General features: G+C 58.0%; 13 protein-coding genes. 1 reads left to right on the forward strand and 12 read right to left on the reverse strand.

The annotated features are described in order from the left end of the window. Positions 1-214 precede the first annotated feature (214 nt). The 3 genes from ACRAWE_RS11320 to cspE all read right to left on the reverse strand — a co-directional run bounded on the left by ACRAWE_RS11320 (position 215) and on the right by cspE (position 2,207). Positions 215-1,441: a winged helix-turn-helix domain-containing protein gene (locus tag ACRAWE_RS11320; protein WP_019454536.1), complete on the reverse strand. Its 1,227-nt coding sequence runs from the start codon at positions 1,439-1,441 to the stop codon at positions 215-217. A gap of 113 nt (positions 1,442-1,554) precedes the next feature. After that, complete coding sequence (locus ACRAWE_RS11325) at positions 1,555-1,776, reverse strand: cold-shock protein (RefSeq protein ID WP_004928241.1); 222 nt, start codon at positions 1,774-1,776, stop codon at positions 1,555-1,557. Between the two features lie 221 nt (positions 1,777-1,997). Beyond that, entirely contained in the window at positions 1,998-2,207 is a 210-nt protein-coding gene (gene cspE, locus ACRAWE_RS11330; protein WP_019454537.1) for a transcription antiterminator/RNA stability regulator CspE, read from the reverse strand. A 525-nt stretch (positions 2,208-2,732) separates the two neighbouring features. Between cspE and hglS the strand changes: the two genes are divergently transcribed. Next, the gene (gene hglS, locus ACRAWE_RS11335) at positions 2,733-4,139 is read left to right on the forward strand and encodes a 2-oxoadipate dioxygenase/decarboxylase HglS (protein WP_019454538.1); all 1,407 of its coding nucleotides are present in this window, start codon (positions 2,733-2,735) and stop codon (positions 4,137-4,139) included. 2 nt (positions 4,140-4,141) lie between these two features. Here hglS and lpxK read toward each other — a convergent pair whose 3' ends face one another. The 9 genes from lpxK to ansB all read right to left on the reverse strand — a co-directional run bounded on the left by lpxK (position 4,142) and on the right by ansB (position 16,448). Continuing rightward, positions 4,142-5,122, reverse strand: coding sequence for a tetraacyldisaccharide 4'-kinase (gene lpxK / locus ACRAWE_RS11340; RefSeq protein ID WP_019454539.1), 981 nt, complete (start codon positions 5,120-5,122; stop codon positions 4,142-4,144). Next, the gene (gene msbA / locus ACRAWE_RS11345; RefSeq protein WP_025159678.1) at positions 5,122-6,870 is read right to left on the reverse strand and encodes a lipid A ABC transporter ATP-binding protein/permease MsbA; all 1,749 of its coding nucleotides are present in this window, start codon (positions 6,868-6,870) and stop codon (positions 5,122-5,124) included. Before msbA ends, lpxK begins: the two co-directional genes overlap by 1 nt. A gap of 35 nt (positions 6,871-6,905) precedes the next feature. Continuing rightward, positions 6,906-9,182, reverse strand: coding sequence for a ComEC family protein (locus ACRAWE_RS11350; RefSeq protein ID WP_432525581.1), 2,277 nt, complete (start codon positions 9,180-9,182; stop codon positions 6,906-6,908). 270 nt (positions 9,183-9,452) lie between these two features. Then, positions 9,453-9,737: an integration host factor subunit beta gene (gene ihfB / locus ACRAWE_RS11355; protein ID WP_004928264.1), complete on the reverse strand. Its 285-nt coding sequence runs from the start codon at positions 9,735-9,737 to the stop codon at positions 9,453-9,455. A gap of 62 nt (positions 9,738-9,799) precedes the next feature. Beyond that, positions 9,800-11,473 (reverse strand): 30S ribosomal protein S1, encoded by a 1,674-nt coding sequence (rpsA, locus tag ACRAWE_RS11360; RefSeq protein ID WP_004928267.1) that lies wholly within the window; start codon positions 11,471-11,473, stop codon positions 9,800-9,802. Between the two features lie 184 nt (positions 11,474-11,657). After that, positions 11,658-12,347, reverse strand: a complete 690-nt coding sequence (gene cmk, locus ACRAWE_RS11365) for a (d)CMP kinase (RefSeq protein WP_025159679.1) — start codon at positions 12,345-12,347, stop codon at positions 11,658-11,660. 266 nt (positions 12,348-12,613) lie between these two features. Next, on the reverse strand, positions 12,614-13,900 hold the full coding sequence (gene aroA / locus ACRAWE_RS11370) for a 3-phosphoshikimate 1-carboxyvinyltransferase (protein ID WP_063919128.1): 1,287 nt from the start codon (positions 13,898-13,900) through the stop codon (positions 12,614-12,616). Positions 13,901-14,013: 113 nt separating this feature from the next. Then, the gene (gene serC / locus ACRAWE_RS11375) at positions 14,014-15,099 is read right to left on the reverse strand and encodes a 3-phosphoserine/phosphohydroxythreonine transaminase (RefSeq protein ID WP_025159680.1); all 1,086 of its coding nucleotides are present in this window, start codon (positions 15,097-15,099) and stop codon (positions 14,014-14,016) included. Positions 15,100-15,401: 302 nt separating this feature from the next. Continuing rightward, positions 15,402-16,448 (reverse strand): L-asparaginase 2, encoded by a 1,047-nt coding sequence (gene ansB, locus ACRAWE_RS11380; protein WP_063919126.1) that lies wholly within the window; start codon positions 16,446-16,448, stop codon positions 15,402-15,404. Between the last annotated feature and the right edge of the window lie 38 nt (positions 16,449-16,486).

Raw genomic sequence — 16,486 nt, forward strand, 5'->3', positions numbered from 1 at the left:
GTCCACCCGCCGATATTTCCTCACGACGCCGGCGCAACGGCTTGAACTGCGGCGCATCCCGGCGTAGAATTTTGTGATACAAATCACAAAAAGGCAGTGATACGTGATCAAACGTCTGCATAAGATCATCGCTCTGTTCGCTAACTACAGCCACTGAGCCCCTTTGTAACGAGCGACGCGGTACTTCGTTTTACCCCACCGACGGCGTCGCTCGTTATCCCACTTCCCAGCCAGCTCCCCATTCAGCGGCCAGCGCCGCCGGAATGTCGCCCAGCGCTACGCGTTGAGCACCGTGCCATTTGGCCGTGCGTGCGATGGCTTGCCGGATATCCTGCGCCCGCTGTTTGCCGAAGCGCACCTGAGGCTCGGCATGGAAACTGATGATCTCGAATACGCCCTGGCGGCGGTGTGCCTTGGCGTCAATTCGCCCCACCAGCTCACCGCGATGCAGCACCGGCAACGTGAAGTAACCGTAGCGGCGTTTTTCTTTCGGCGTGTAACACTCCAGACGATAGTCAAAGCCGAACAGCTCCAGCGCACGGCGGCGATCCCAAACCACCGGATCAAAAGGCGACAGCAGGCTGGTGACCGTCGATTTGAGCTTGCCCTGCTCCGCCAGCGGCAGCAGTTCCGCCAGTGATTCATGCACATAGAACTGCCCTTCCAGCTCCGCTACCCGCACCGGCGTAATCTCTCCCTGCTCCTGCAACTCGGCCAGCAAGGCTTTTGGCGCCACGCGCTTCAAGCGATAATAATCCGCCAACCATTCGGCGCGAAAAATGCCCAGATAGCGGCAGGTACGGCGCAGCATCTGTCGGCGCGCCTGCTCTACAGGCAGCGTATGGCGCGCATCGTCCCAGGCCGGAAGCAGCCTTTCGGTCAGATCGTAAACCCGGTGGAAGTTGCGGCGTTCGGCCACCATCAGTTTGCCGGCGGTAAACAGGATCTCCAGGTGCCGTTTCTCCGGCTTCCAGTCCCACCACCCGCTGTTGCCCTTCTTCTCGGCGCTGAAATCCGCGGAACGCACCGGCCCCTGTCGTTCGATGTGCCGCAACAGACTTTCCATCGCCGCTTGATGCTGCCGCACCCAGTCGGCGGAGTATTTCCAACCCATGTCATGGGGCGCCAACATGCGATGTCGCAACAGACCAAAATCCTCGATCGGCAGGAAGCAGGCCTCGTGCGCCCAATATTCGAACAGCTGGCGGCCGGCGAGCGCCTGCTCCAGCCATTCCGGCTGATAGGCCCCCAGGCGGCTGAACAACACCAGATACGGGCTGCGGGCGACAACGCTAATGGTATCGATTTGTAACAGCCCCATGCGCCGGATCGCGCTCACGACGTCATCGGGCCGAGCCTGGCGTTTAAGCGGAGAAAGCAACCCCTGGGCGGCAAGGTGCAGCGCGCGAGCGGCGGTAAGGGAAATCATCGGGGTGGTCATCCTGATATCCGTGACGAGTAGGCAATGGCCTGATAATAGTGGATATCGAGGGATTTATCTTCGCCAGTGCATGCGGGTGGCGACACCGGCACTGGCGAGGAAGGAGGGTGCGATCAGAACGCGATAACGTCTGCCGCGGACAGCCCATGCGAGCTGCGATAGATCGAGAACTCAACGTTCTGACCTTCGTTCAACGACTTATTTTTGGTGTTGGCGATAGCGTTGCGATTGACATAGATTTCGTCGCTGCCATCTACCGGTGAAATAAAACCATAACCTTCGGCCTGATTAAACCATTTCACACGGCCCATTTTTAACACGGTATTTTTAAACATAACTGATATCCTTTTACTTGAGCATCCTTGACAACGTCATTTTTTATATTGTCTGGACGCTACCAGCCCATCCTAAAGTTTTTCGTAACAAACCTCTCGTGAGCAAAAAATAAAAAACCCGCACTAAGGCGGGCTTGTTGAACTTAATATCTTCCGCATGACTCAGCGCTGAGGCGTCACCATGGTTGTATTAAGATCTCTTATACGCGTTCCCTGTATTCTTACAGAGCAACAACGTTGGCGGCAGCCGGCCCGCGCGGGCTGTCCTGGATGGTGTACTCGACACGCTGGCCTTCAGCCAGGGTCTTGAAACCGTCGGTCATGATTGCGGAGAAGTGTACGAATACATCTTTGCCGCCGTCGTTCTGCTCAATGAAACCAAAACCTTTGCTTTCGTTGAACCACTTAACCTGACCAGTCTTCTTAGACATTACATTTACCTTTAAATATATTTACAAAACCTGCCATAAGAGGCAATTGGGGCCATTTCAGAAACATTACTTATGGGAGGTACTTAGAAGGTTCGTCTTTGAAGCGGAATCGGATGATAACGTTTTTGGAGGAACTGCTTAACTCTAAACTCGAACATAAATAGGTCTGGATTACAGGCCGACTTGCATTTACTCATAAAAATGGTGAATGCACAAGAGGTTTATTGCATTAAATTCGCCATTACGCCGGATTTATTTTTATCCTGCTGAATATACATGAATTAATTTATCGTTCGCCGCAGCCCATCCGCCGCATCCGCCCCCTCGCCAGGGCATCCTTTGCCCGTCCGTACGCTGCAAATGAGAGCTAACGCATAAAACTCTAATATGCTTGGCGCGTCTATAACAAATCCCAAATCAGATGGCTAAACTTGAGGGGAAAACAAGGCAGACGGCTTTTTCGCCAGCACTTTTGCCGCTAAAAACACGATTTTTCAGATTATGCTGAATCAAGGAGCTATGCGCATGACCGCCCAGCAGTTCGTTTCACCTAATGAAATCCGCGCCAGATTCTCTCACGCCATGTCGGACATGTACCAAAAAGAGGTACCGCTGTACGGCGATCTGCTGGAACTGGTGGCGGAAACCAACCGACAGGTTCTGCGCGAAGATGCCGCACTGGCCCATCAACTGCAAATTACCGGCGAGATCGAACGCCTCGCGATGGAGCGCCACGGCGCAATCCGCGTCGGCACCGCGGACGAGTTGGCCACCCTGCGCCGCCTGTTCCGGGTGATGGGCATGGCGCCGGTCGGCTACTATGATCTGTCGGTGGCGGGCGTTCCGGTGCACTCCACCGCCTTTCGCGCCGTACACGAAGACGCGCTGCAGGTCAGCCCATTCCGCGTATTCACCTCACTGCTGCGCCTGGAACTGATTGAAGATCTCGCGCTGCGTGAGCTGGCCGAGCGCTTGCTGGCGCGCCGCCGCATCTTTACCGAACGCGCGCTGGAACTGATCGCGCTGCAAGAAACGCAAGGCGGATTGAACGAAGCGCAGGCGCAAGAGTTTGTCGAGCAAGCGCTGGAAACCTTCCGCTGGCACAATCAGGCGACGGTCAGCGCCGAAGAATACCGACAGTTGCACGATCAACATCGCCTGATCGCCGACGTGGTGGCGTTTAAAGGGCCGCATATCAACCACCTGACGCCGCGCACGCTGGATATCGATCGCGTTCAGCAGGCGATGCCCGGCCGCGGCATTACGCCTAAGGCGGTTATCGAGGGCCCGCCGCGCCGCCGCCGTGCAATCCTGCTGCGCCAAACCAGCTTCAAAGCATTGGAGGAAAGCGTCGATTTCGTTGAGCGAGATGGCCACGCCGTCGCCGGTCACCATACCGCACGCTTCGGCGAAATCGAACAGCGCGGCGTGGCGCTGACACCTAAAGGCCGTGAACTCTACGATCGCCTGCTGCAAGCGACCAACGATGCGCTGCAGGCGCCGCCGAGCGAGAAAAATGCGGAACGCTACTATCAACTGCTGGAAGAAAACTTCCGGGCGTTTCCGGATGATTACGCCACGCTGCGCGAGCAGCAGCTGGCCTGGTTCCGCTACTTCCCGACCGAATGCGGCCTGGCGGCCAAAGAATCGCTGGATAAACACAGCACACTGGAGCAGCTGATCGCGAAAGAACACGTTCGCTTCCAACCGCTGGTGTATGAAGATTTTCTACCGGTCAGCGCTGCGGGGATTTTCCAGTCGAATCTGGGGGACAGCCGTCACGCGCAGTACAACGCGGTTTCCAGCCGGGCGGCGTTTGAACAAGCGTTGGGCAGTGAGGTGATCGATGAACTAGCGCTGTATCAGCAGACCCAGCAGCGTTCGCTGGAGGCCTGCGCACAAGCCCTGGGGCTTGCCACGCTGGCATCCTGAGGTTATTTAGTCAGCAAGGATTCGATATCCTGCAGCAGTTGCTCAGCCTGAGCGGACGGCAGCACCGCATCAACCGGTAAATACCACCAATTGGGCTGAGCAAAGGCGCGACACTTCACCGCGTCTTTCTCCGTCATCAGCAGCGTTTGGTCTGCACAGACCAGTGCCGCCAACTGCGCCTGCTGATATTCCTGATGATCGGCGAACGCCACTTCCTGCACAACGTCGACGTTCAACTTTTCTAGCGTCGCGAAGAAACGCGGCGGATGGCCGATGCCTGCCATCGCCACCACGCGCGGCAGCTCGGCCGCCGGGCGGCGTTCACCGCTCAGCAGATTAACCGCGTCACGCGCCTGCAAGCGCATGGCGATTTCCCCAGCCTGCGCCACGCCGCCGTTGGCGACGCGCGCGTCGACGCTGGCAAGCCGCGCGGCGCGCTCGCGCATTGGCCCGGCCGGCAACCACCAACCGTTGCCGAAACGGCGCACGCCGTCGATAACCACCAGCTCGAAATCGCGCTGCAAAGCATAGTGCTGCAAGCCGTCATCGGTGATGATCACATCCAACGGTTGTTGCTGCAGCAATGCCTGCACCGCCTCAGCCCGCTTGGGCGCGATCGCCACAGGCGCCCCGGTGCGCTGATAAATCAGCACCGGCTCATCCCCCGCCTCACGGGTTGAAGTATTCCGACTGAGCACCAGGGGATAGACTGCCGACTTGCCGCCGTAGCCGCGCGACACCACGCCAACGCGGTAGCCCCGCTGCTGCAGGTGTTCCACCAGCCAGATCACCATCGGGGTTTTGCCGTTGCCGCCGGCGGTGAGGTTGCCCACCACCACCACCGGCACCGGCGCGCGCCAGCTTTTGCGCAGGCCGCAGCGATAGCTTAGGCGAATCAGCCAACTGAACAGGCCATACAGCCAGGAGAGCGGCAGCAGCGCCAGATAAAGCAGCGATCCGCCGGACCAAATGCGCTCGATCATTATTGGCCAAACTGCATGCGGTGCAGCTGCGAATAGGCGCCGTGCTGTTCAAGCAACTCAGCGTGCTCGCCGCGTTCGACGATGCGCCCATCTTCCACCACCAGGATCTCGTCCGCCTTCTCAATGGTCGACAAACGGTGCGCGATCACCAGCGAAGTGCGGTCTTTCTGCAGTTCGTCCAGCGCAGCCTGAATGGCGCGTTCGGATTCCGTATCCAGCGCAGAAGTGGCCTCATCCAGGATCAGGATCGGGCAGTCGCGCAGCAGCGCACGCGCGATGGCGATACGCTGACGTTGGCCGCCGGACAGCATCACGCCATTTTCACCGATCACCGTGTCCAGGCCGTTTTCCATCTTGTTGATGAAGTCCATCGCGTACGCCATTTCGGCCGCTTTCTCAATCTGCTCGCGGCTGTATTCGCTTTCGCGCGCATAGGCGATGTTGTTGGCGATGGTGTCGTTGAACAGGTGCACGTTTTGCGAGACCAGCGCCACCTGATTGCGCAGCGAAGCCAGCGTGTATTCCCGCAGATCGTGGCCATCCATCAGGATTTCGCCTTCCTGGATATCGTAGAAACGCGTCAGCAGGTTGGCGATGGTGGATTTACCTGACCCCGAACGCCCTACCAGCGCCACGGTCTTGCCTTCAGCGATTTTCAGGTTGATGTCACGCAGCGCCGGCGTTTCTTTGGCCGGGTAGTAGAAGGTGACATTGCGGAATTCGATATCGCCTTTCGCACGCTTCACTTCACGGGTGCCGGTGTCTTTTTCCTGTTCCATATCCAAAATGGAGAACAGCGTCTGGCAGGCCGCCATCCCACGCTGGAACTGGGCATTGACGTTGGTCAGCGATTTCAGAGGACGCATCAGCGCGATCATCGACGAGAACACCACGGTAATGGTACCGGCGGTCAGGGTTTCCATCACGCTTGGGAAGCTGGCGGCAAACAGCACGAACGCCAGCGCCAGCGAAGCGATCAACTGAATGATCGGATCGGAGATCGAAGACGCGGACACCAGTTTCATGCCCTGTTGGCGCATGCGGTTGCTCACCGAGTTAAAGCGCTCGGTTTCCACCTGCTGGCCACCGAAGATCAGCACTTCTTTATGGCCTTTCAGCATCTGTTCGGCGCTGGTGGTGACCTGCCCCATGGTGTTCTGCATGTTCTTGCTGATGTTGCGGAAACGCTTGGACACCAGGCGAATGGCGATGGAAACGATCGGCGCCAGCACGATCAGGATCACCGACAGCTGCCAGCTGTAGTAGAACATCATGATGAACAGGCCAATGATCGAGGCCCCTTCCCGCACCACGGTCACCAGCGCGCTGGAGGAGGAGGAAGCCACCTGCTCGGAATCATAGGTGATGCGCGACAGCAGAGTCCCGGTGGACTGCTGATCGAAGAAGGCCACCGGCATTCTCATCATGTGGCCAAATAGGCGGCGACGCATCTGCATCACTACCATGCCGGAAACCCAGGAAATGCAGTAGCTTGAAACAAAGCTGGTCACGCCACGCATCAACATCAGCGCAATGACCGCCAACGGCATCCATACCAGCACGCTGCTGTCGGTTTTTCCAAACCCATCGTCCAATAGCGGTTTAAGCAGAGACAGCATCAGCGTGTCCCCCGCTGCGTTCATAATCAACGCAATGGCGGCCACAATCAGCCCGGTCTTAAAAGGAGTGATCATCGGCCAGAGTCGACGGAACGTCTGCCAGGTCGAGAGATCTTTATCATTCATCATGCAAATACCAGCATCGGAAGAAATAGCGGCCTATTTTACTCATTATCACCCTCTACGCCAAACCGCTGATGATACCAACGGGGCATTAATTGTTCGCGAAAGCCTTTAATTTGCCAATCGTTGTCGAAAAAAAGTACCGATAACTGACCGGAGCGCGTCGTATCGCGCCATTGGATGCCATTTGCCCGGTATCTGGCGACCACTTTCCGCGCCGGTAATCGCCATTTGTTGTAACGAGATGCGGACGCCAGCGCCGCTTCGGGATTGACCGCGCGCAGAAACGGCGGCGTCGAGGACGTCCTGCTGCCGTGGTGTCCCACCTGCAACACCGTGGCGGCCAAACGATCGCGCCGCAACCGTAACAACTGCGCCTCCGCCTTCTTTTCCGCATCGCCGGTGAGCAGCAGGCTGTATTTTCCATCGTCGATACGGATCACGCAGGAGTCGTCATTGACCGGCCTTTTGAGCGTTTTCGGCGGCCACAGCACCTCGAATTGCAGCGATTGCCAGCGCCAACGCTCACCGGCGACGCAGGGCAAGTGCCCTTCCCCGCGTATCGGGCTGCGCACCGTAGCCTGCGGAAACGCCCGCCGCACCGCCGGCAACCCGCCGATATGATCGAGGTGAATATGGCTGATAATGATCTGCTCCAGCTCAATATCCCGCCAGTTCAGCATCGGTAAGATATGTCGCTCGGCAGCGCTGCCCGCGGGCCAACGATCGCCGGTATCGTACAGTATCCCCTTGCCGTTTTGCTCGATAACCACCGCCAACCCGTGCCCGACATCAAGCATATCGACACGCCAACGATAGTCCGGCGCTTTGCCACGCCACAACACGCAGCATATCGCCACCGCCGCCAGCCCCGGCGCATAGCGCCACCACCAATGAAATCGCCAACAGATAACGATAAGCCATCCCGCTGCGCTGGCCACCAGCGAAGCGGCCCCCAAATCCACCCAGCCATGCTGCAGATGATTCAGCGGCACAAACACCCAGTGCAACGTGACGTCCGCCAGCCACCATAACCCGTAGCTTAATGAAGGAGCGAAGCCAAAGATCACCGCCAGCAAGATCAACGGCACCGTCATCAATGAAACGATGGGCACCGCCCACAAATTAGCCGGCAATGAGGTCAGCGTCAGGCCCAGAAACAACGCGGCCTGCATCGGCACCAGCAGCAGCGTCATGCCAAGTTGAATATGTAACCAGCGCACCGGCGCCCAGTACCAGGCTGAGCGAAATCGTTCACCGAGCGGCGCCCATTCAAACCAAAAAATCAGGCAACCTACCGCCAACACCGACAGCCAGAAGCTGTCTGACAATACCGCCAGCGGATCGCACAGCAAAATCAGCCCGACACACCACAGCCACACTTGCCAGGAAGAGCAAAGCACCCCACGCAGGCGCAGCGACATCCACAATGTCATTGCCAGGAGGGAGCGCACCGCCGGCGGCTGGGCGCCCACCAACCAGACATAGATCAGCGTCGCCACCCAGCCCGCGATCAGTGGAAAACGATAGCCAATCAGGTGGGCGGGAAGAAAAAACTGCAGCCCGCGCAGCACAGCCCAGAGCAAGATGGCGACCATCGCTACATGCAGCCCTGAAATGGCCATTAAATGTGCAATGCCGGTTTTCAGCATCAGCGTGCGTAAAGCCTGTTCCAGCGCGGTTCGTTCCCCAAACGCCAGCGCCAGCAAAACGGCCTTGTAACGCAGCTCACCGATATTGGTTTCCGCATGGCTGATGATGCGCTGGCGCAGGCTGCAACCGCCTTCCAATAAATAAGCCTGCCTGACCTGGCCGGTCAGCGGCTGGCGCTGTGCGATAGCCCAACGCTGGCTGTCGAATCCCCCTTCATTGAGCTTGCCATGCACCGGGCGTAAACGCAGTTTCAATTGCCAACGCTGCCCGGCGCACAACCGCCGCTGTTGCGGAACCCATGCGGTGGTAAACGCCAGCGCAGGCACCAGCCAATGGCCATCGATCCGCTCGATACGCATCAATGTCTGCTTGCTGTCGGCGGACTCCAGCGCGATGCTGCTTACCTGCGCCACCGCCGTCACCTCCGGCCCGTGGCTTAAGCGTTCCATTTGCCCGATCAGGGTTCCGGCGTTAAAAACCGCCCATGTGAATCCCAACCCCAGACAGGCCAAATAGCGACAGAACGACCAACGCATACGCAGCAGTAAACCGGCGGCAAGCAATATCGGCCACAGCAGCCATGGCTCAGGCAACCGCGGTAAAACCAGCAGCGGCAGAATGCCGCCGATAACGGCGAAAATCGCCAGATCCAGCGAAAGTTTGATCGCTCTTCTCCCATCCTACCCGCCATCAGCAAAAGCGCGTCGCGGCAGGCAAACAGGATTATTCAGGCGATATGCCGCCGCCAGCGGGCTTTAGCGAAGATGCGGTGAACCTGGCAGGATAAGAGAAGTTTATGCAGTAACCACACTGCACATGCGGCGCGGTACGCAATTCACGAGCGGAGCGCTGAGAACCACAGGCGAAAAAAAACGGCGCCTTAAAGGCACCGTTTTATATTCTTTACAAGCAACAACGCTATGAGCAGTCAGCGACTAACCATAGATATTGGCGCGGTCACGCAACTCTTTGCCTGGTTTGAAGTGAGGAACGTACTTGCCGTCCAGCTCGACTTTGTCACCGGTTTTCGGGTTACGACCTACACGCGGGGCACGGTAGTGAAGAGAAAAACTGCCGAATCCGCGGATCTCAATGCGTTCGCCCTCGGCCAGCGTAGCGGCCATGTGCTCAAGCATCTCTTTCACTGCATCCTCAACGGCCTTCGCCGGAATATGAGATTGCTGGCCAGCAAGTCTTTCAATAAGTTCAGACTTGGTCATAGTACCTCCAAGCTTTGCAGCTAAACTACCGTATCGGGGCGGCCAGAGACCGCCCCCCGTCATTACTCGCCTTTAGCCGCTTTGAAAGCTTCAGCCATTGCGTTAGAGAAGTTGCCTTCTTCCTGTTTGTTGTTAACAGTTGCGATGGCGTCTTTCTCGTCAGCTTCGTCCTTAGCACGTACGGACAGGCTTACAACGCGGTTCTTACGGTCAACGCCGGTGAATTTAGCTTCAACTTCGTCACCTACGTTCAGAACCAGAGTTGCATCTTCAATGCGGTCGCGAGAGGCTTCAGATGCACGCAGGTAACCTTCTACGCCGCCTGCCAATTCAACTGTAGCACCTTTGGCGTCAACTGCAGTGACTTTACCAGTAACAATAGCACCTTTCTTGTTCATAGACAGGTAGTTATTGAACGGGTCTTCAGCCAGTTGCTTCACGCCCAGGGAAATACGCTCGCGCTCTGCGTCAACTTGCAGAACAACCGCAGCGATTTCGTCGCCTTTCTTGTATTCACGTACTGCTTCTTCGCCTGCAACGTTCCAGGAGATGTCAGACAGGTGAACCAGGCCGTCGATGCCGCCGTCCAGGCCGATGAAGATACCGAAGTCAGTGATAGACTTGATTTTACCTTCAACGCGGTCGCCCTTGTTGTGGGTTTCTGCGAACTGCTGCCATGGGTTGGATTTACACTGCTTCAGGCCCAGGGAGATACGACGACGTTCTTCATCGATGTCCAGAACCATCACTTCCACTACGTCGCCCACGTTAACAACTTTGGACGGATGGATGTTTTTGTTGGTCCAATCCATTTCAGAAACGTGTACCAGACCTTCAACGCCTTCTTCGATTTCTACGAAGCAGCCGTAATCAGTCAGGTTGGTTACACGACCAGTCAGCTTGGTGCCTTCTGGGTAACGTTTCGCGATAGCAACCCATGGATCTTCGCCCAGCTGTTTCAGGCCCAGGGATACACGAGTACGCTCGCGGTCGAACTTCAGCACTTTAACAGTGATTTCATCGCCAACGTTGACGATTTCGCTTGGGTGCTTAACGCGTTTCCAAGCCATGTCAGTGATGTGCAGCAGGCCGTCTACGCCGCCCAGATCAACGAATGCACCGTAGTCAGTGAGGTTCTTAACGATACCTTTAACTTCCATGCCTTCCTGCAGGTTTTCCAGCAGTTGATCGCGCTCAGCGCTGTTCTCGGATTCGATAACCGCACGGCGAGAAACGACAACGTTGTTGCGCTTCTGATCCAGCTTGATGACTTTGAACTCAAGCTCTTTGCCTTCCAGGTGCAGAGTGTCACGTACCGGACGCACGTCAACCAGGGAACCTGGCAGGAACGCGCGGATGCCGTTCAGCTCGACGGTGAAGCCACCCTTCACTTTGCCGTTGATAACACCGGTTACAGTCTCAGCTTCTTCGTAGGCTTTTTCCAGCGTGATCCAAGCTTCGTGACGCTTAGCTTTCTCACGGGACAGCAGGGTTTCACCGAAGCCGTCTTCAACAGCATCCAGAGCAACGTCAACTTCGTCACCAACCTGGATTTCCAGCTCGCCCTGGGCGTTTTTGAATTGCTCAGCCGGGATGGCAGACTCAGATTTCAGACCGGCGTCAACCAGTACGATATCTTTGTCGATAGCAACAACGACGCCACGAACGATGGAACCCGGGCGGGTTTCGATTTCTTTTAAGGATTCTTCAAAGAGTTGAGCGAAAGATTCAGTCATGTTGTTAATCTTCAGGGTTCTTTAGTTTAACGTCCATTTAGCATCCCGCCGAATGGGGTTGTTTCACATACCCCGCCATTGGCTCCATGCCGACAGGGTTTAAGGTTACAGGGGTAAAATTTTACCCGATATATTGCGATACCGCTATGACAAATATGACAAAAAGCCAATAGCGCCGCCGCGCTTATCGCTGCGGCAACGCCAACACTTTCTGTGCATACGTCAACGCCTGCCGGATTACTTCTTCGATCGACATGCTGGTAGAATCCAGCACGAGGGCGTCTGAAGCGGGCACCAGAGGCGCGATAGGCCGATTACGGTCACGGTCGTCCCGTTCCTTTATCTCGGCTAAAAGACGTTCAAAGTTAACATTAAAGCCCTTCTCCTGCAACTGCAGCATGCGGCGGTGCGCGCGCTCCTCCGAGCTGGCGTCGAGGAAAATCTTGACCGGCGCGTCCGGGAACACCACCGTGCCCATGTCGCGGCCATCGGCAATCAGGCCGGGCGCCTCGCGGAATGCACGCTGGCGGCGCAGCAGCGCCTCGCGCACGCGCGGAAACGCCGCCGCTTGCGACGCGGTGTTGCCGACGGTTTCGGTGCGGATCTCGTTGCTGACGTCCTCACCTTCCAAAATCACCTGCAGCTTGCCGTCCTGGGCAACGAAGCGAACATCGAGATGTGCGGCCAGCGGAACCAGCGCTTCCTCAGAAGTGATATCCACCTGATGATGCAACGCCGCCAGCGCCAGCACGCGATAGATCGCGCCGGAGTCCAGCAAACGCCAACCAAGGGACTCGGCCAACGCTTTACACAGCGTGCCTTTGCCTGCGCCACTTGGTCCATCAACGGTTATCACCGGGGCTGTAGCCGTCATTTCTCTCTCCTTCAGGTAGAAAACCTCACAGAGACACGGCGTGCTTCGGCTCAAAGCCCGCGCGCCGCACTCTCTGTCACCTGCCCAATCAGGGGCAAATACGGTGGCGTATTATACGCTGCCCTACGGCGATCTGTTACCCTGGAACTGTCCGGTTGTTGAAAATAAGCGCACAACCGCGAAAAAGTATAGAAGAAACGCCGGTCGCCAAAGGTTAAAAATGATAAAGGCCCGCAAAGGGGCCTTAAAATAAACGATTTGACGGGTTACGCCGGCTGGCTGATGCGCGCCAGCTGTTCGAAATAGTCAGGGAAGGTTTTCGCGGTGCATTTCGGATCGAGAATGGTGACCGGGGTATCCGACAGTGCCACCAGCGAGAAACACATCGCCATGCGGTGATCGTTGTAGGTGCCTATCTCGGCGAACTGCAGCTTGGCCGGCGGCACTACGTGAATGTAGTCTTCGCCTTCATCCACTTCCGCCCCGACCTTGCGCAGCTCGGTGGCCATCGCCGCCAGACGATCGGTCTCCTTCACCCGCCAGTTGTAGATATTGCGGATGGTGGTCGGCCCCTCGGCGAACAGCGCCGCGGTGGCGATGGTCATCGCCGCGTCCGGAATGTGGTTCATGTCCATGTCGATGCCGCGCAGTTCACCGCGGCTGCACTCGATGAAATCGTCGCCCCAGGTGATGCGCGCGCCCATTTTCTCCAGCACGTCGGCGAACTTGGTGTCGCCCTGCACGCTTTTGCGACCAATGCCGGTCACACGCACGGTGCCGCCCTTGATCGCCGCCGCCGCCAGGAAGTAAGAGGCGGAAGAGGCGTCGCCCTCAACCAGGTAATCGCCCGGCGCGATATACGTCTGGCGCCCCTGGATATGGAACACCCGATAGTTGTCGTGGCTGACCGCTACACCGAAGGTGCGCATCAGATGCAGCGTGATGTCGATGTACGGCTTGGAGACCAGCTCGCCCTTGATGTGGATCTGCGTATCCTGCGGCGCCAGCGGCGCGGTCATCAGCAACGCGGTCAGGAACTGGCTGGAGACGCTGCCGTCGACGGTGACGTCGCCGCCCTGGAAGCCGCCGCGCAGGCGAATCGGCGGGTAATCGGTCTGCTCGAGGTAGTCAATCTGCGCCCCGCCCTGGCGCAACGCATCCACCAGATGGCCGATCGGGCGCTCTTTCATGCGCGGTTCACCGGTCAACACCACGTCGCCTTCGCCGAGGCACAGCGCCGCCGCCAACGGGCGCATCGCGGTGCCGGCATTGCCGAGGAACAGTTCCAGCGGCCGTTCGGCCACCAACGGGCCGGCCACGCCGGTCACTTCGCACACGGTGCGGTCAGCGGAAAGCTGATAGCTCACGCCCAACGCCTGCAGCGCGTTCAGCATATGGCGCACGTCGTCGCTGTCCAGCAGGTTGGTCAGCCGGGTCGTTCCTTTCGCCAGCGCAGCCAGCAGCAGAGCGCGGTTAGAAACGCTCTTGGAGCCGGGTAAGTTGACGGTGCCATTGACCAGGGCAACCGGTTGTAACGTCAGGGAATCCACCATGTGAACAAAACTCTCCAATTCTGATAAACGAAACGGCTCCGGGATAATGCCGGAGCCGCTTTAATGCAAAAGGACAACAGCCTGAGCAGCCCGCACCTAGCGAGCTGCCGGGATCAACCGTGACGACGTTCGAAGTCGGCCATAAAGTCGGTCAGCGCCTGCACGCCGGCCAGCGGCATGGCATTGTAAATAGAAGCGCGCATGCCGCCAACCACCCGATGGCCTTTCAGCGCCTGCAGGCCGATGGCTTCGGCTTCGCTGAGGAACACTTTGTCAAGCGCAGCATCGGCCAGCTGGAACGGCACGTTCATCCACGAACGGTTGGCGATCGCCACCTGGCTGCGGTAGAAGTCGGATTTATCGATGGTCGCATACAGCAGCTCGGCCTTGGCCTGATTGCGTTTCTGCATCTCCACCAGGCCGCCCTGCTCTTTCAACCATTTGAACACCAGCCCGGACAGATACCAGGCGAAGGTCGGCGGCGTGTTGAACATCGAGTCATTCTCGGCCAGCACGGTGTAATCGAGGATTGACGGCACTTCTTTGCGCGCCTTGCCCAGCAGATCGTCGCGCACGATCACCAGCGTCAGGCCGGCAGGGCCGATATTTTTCTGCGCGCCAGCGTAAATCACGCCGAAACGGCTGACGTCGAGCGGGCGGGACAGGATGGTCGAGGAGTAATCGCCAATCACCACTTTGTCGCCGAAGTCCGGCGTTTCATCGATGGCCACGCCGTCGATGGTCTCATTCGGGCAATAGTGCACATAGGCGGCGTCGGCGCTGAGCTGCCACTCTTTCATCGGCTTGATGCCGCTCAGGCCGTCGATGCGGGTTTTCACGTCGATGACGTTCGGGGCGCAATACTTTTCCGCTTCCTTGATGGCGCTATGCGCCCAATAGCCGCCGTCGATATAGTCGGCGGTGGTCTTGTCGCCCAACAGGTTCAGCGGCAGCGCGGCGAATTGACCGCGGGCGCCGCCGTGGCAAAACAGCACTTTATAGTTGGAGGGGATTTTCAGCAGATCGCGCAGATCCTGTTCCGCCTGCTCGGCAACGGCGATGAATTCTTTGCTGCGGTGACTGATCTCCATCACTGACGTTCCCAGACCGTGCCAGTTGCACAGTTCCTGTTCCGCACGACGCAACACTTCCACCGGCAGCATCGCCGGGCCAGAGCTAAAATTATAAACCTGAGTCATTTCCCCTCACCACATTCACTGTTCGCCGCAGAAAAGCGACCTGTCGAAAAGACGCCCGAAGTTAACGCTCGCGTTAACCAACCCTTCGGTTTTATCACTCACGCCCCATAGCTGCAACGCTTATTCACCCGTCGGCGGCAAACGGCCGCACCGGGTGATGACAGGCTCTGCGGCCGTCGCGATTGTTTGGACGATAAAACCCTGCGACATGGGGAAATTCAGCGGGTTAACGCGGTGTTTTATGCTGTATTCAGCCGAGATGGCTGCGGGAGCCCGGCCGGCGCCCGCAGGAGAGAAAACGATCAGTACTGATTGAACATTTGCTGGATCTGCTTCGCGTCTTTGGTTTGCGTCAACGCCAGCTGCAGCAGAATGCGCGCTTTTTGCGGATTCAGCGTGCCGGCCGCGACGAAGCCGTACTTGGCGTCGTCCACTTCCGCGTCCTCGGTGGTGGCGCCGGTCGGCACGCGCGAAGAACGCACCACCGCCACGCCGTTGTGCGCCGCCGTCGCCAGGGTGTCGAACACCGTTTTATACAGGTTGCCGTTGCCGACCCCCGCGCTGACGATGCCCTGGTAGCCTTCGGCGATCAGCGCCTTGGCCGGCGCATCGGAAGCGTTGGCGTAGTTGTAGACGATGCCGACCTTCGGCAGTTCGTTCAGCTTGCTGACGTCGAACGGCGTATCGCGGGTGTGTTTGCGCTGCGGCGAGCGCTGGTAATCGACCTTGCCGTTGTGGATATACCCCAGCGGGCCGAAGTTCGGCGACTGGAAGGTCTGCACGGCGGTGGTGTTGGTTTTGGTGACGTCGCGTGCGTCCAGCACGCTGTCGTTCATCGCCACCAGCACCCCGCGATTGGCCGATTGCGGATCCGCCGCCGTCACCACCGCGTTATACAGGTTGAATGGACCATCGGCACTCATCGCCGTCGCCGGCCGCATCGCCCCGACCAGCACCACCGGCTTGTCGCACTTCACCGTCAGGTCGAGAAAATAGGCCGTCTCTTCCAGCGTATCGGTGCCGTGGGTGATGACAAAGCCATCGGTTTTGCCGCAGTCGGCGTCGATCTTCTTCGCCAGCGTCAGCCAGACCTGATCGTTCATGTCCTGCGAGCCGATGTTCACCACCTGCTCCCCCTGCACGTTGGCGATGTCCTTCAGCGCCGGGACCGCATCGACCAGTGCCTCGACGCCCAATTTGCCCGAAGTATAGTTGGACTTGGTCGCCGAGTCGCCGCCGCCGGCGATGGTGCCGCCGGTCGCCAGCAGGGTGATGTTGGGCAGCGCCAGCGCCGAGGCGCTGACGCCGGTCAACAAGAGGGTTAACACGCTGAGTTTCACTGATTTCATTAGATTTCTCCTTGACAGATAACTCGCTGAATTATGGC

The organism is Serratia sp. BFP-2025, assembly GCF_050880365.1.
Taxonomy (GTDB): domain Bacteria; phylum Pseudomonadota; class Gammaproteobacteria; order Enterobacterales; family Enterobacteriaceae; genus Serratia; species Serratia surfactantfaciens.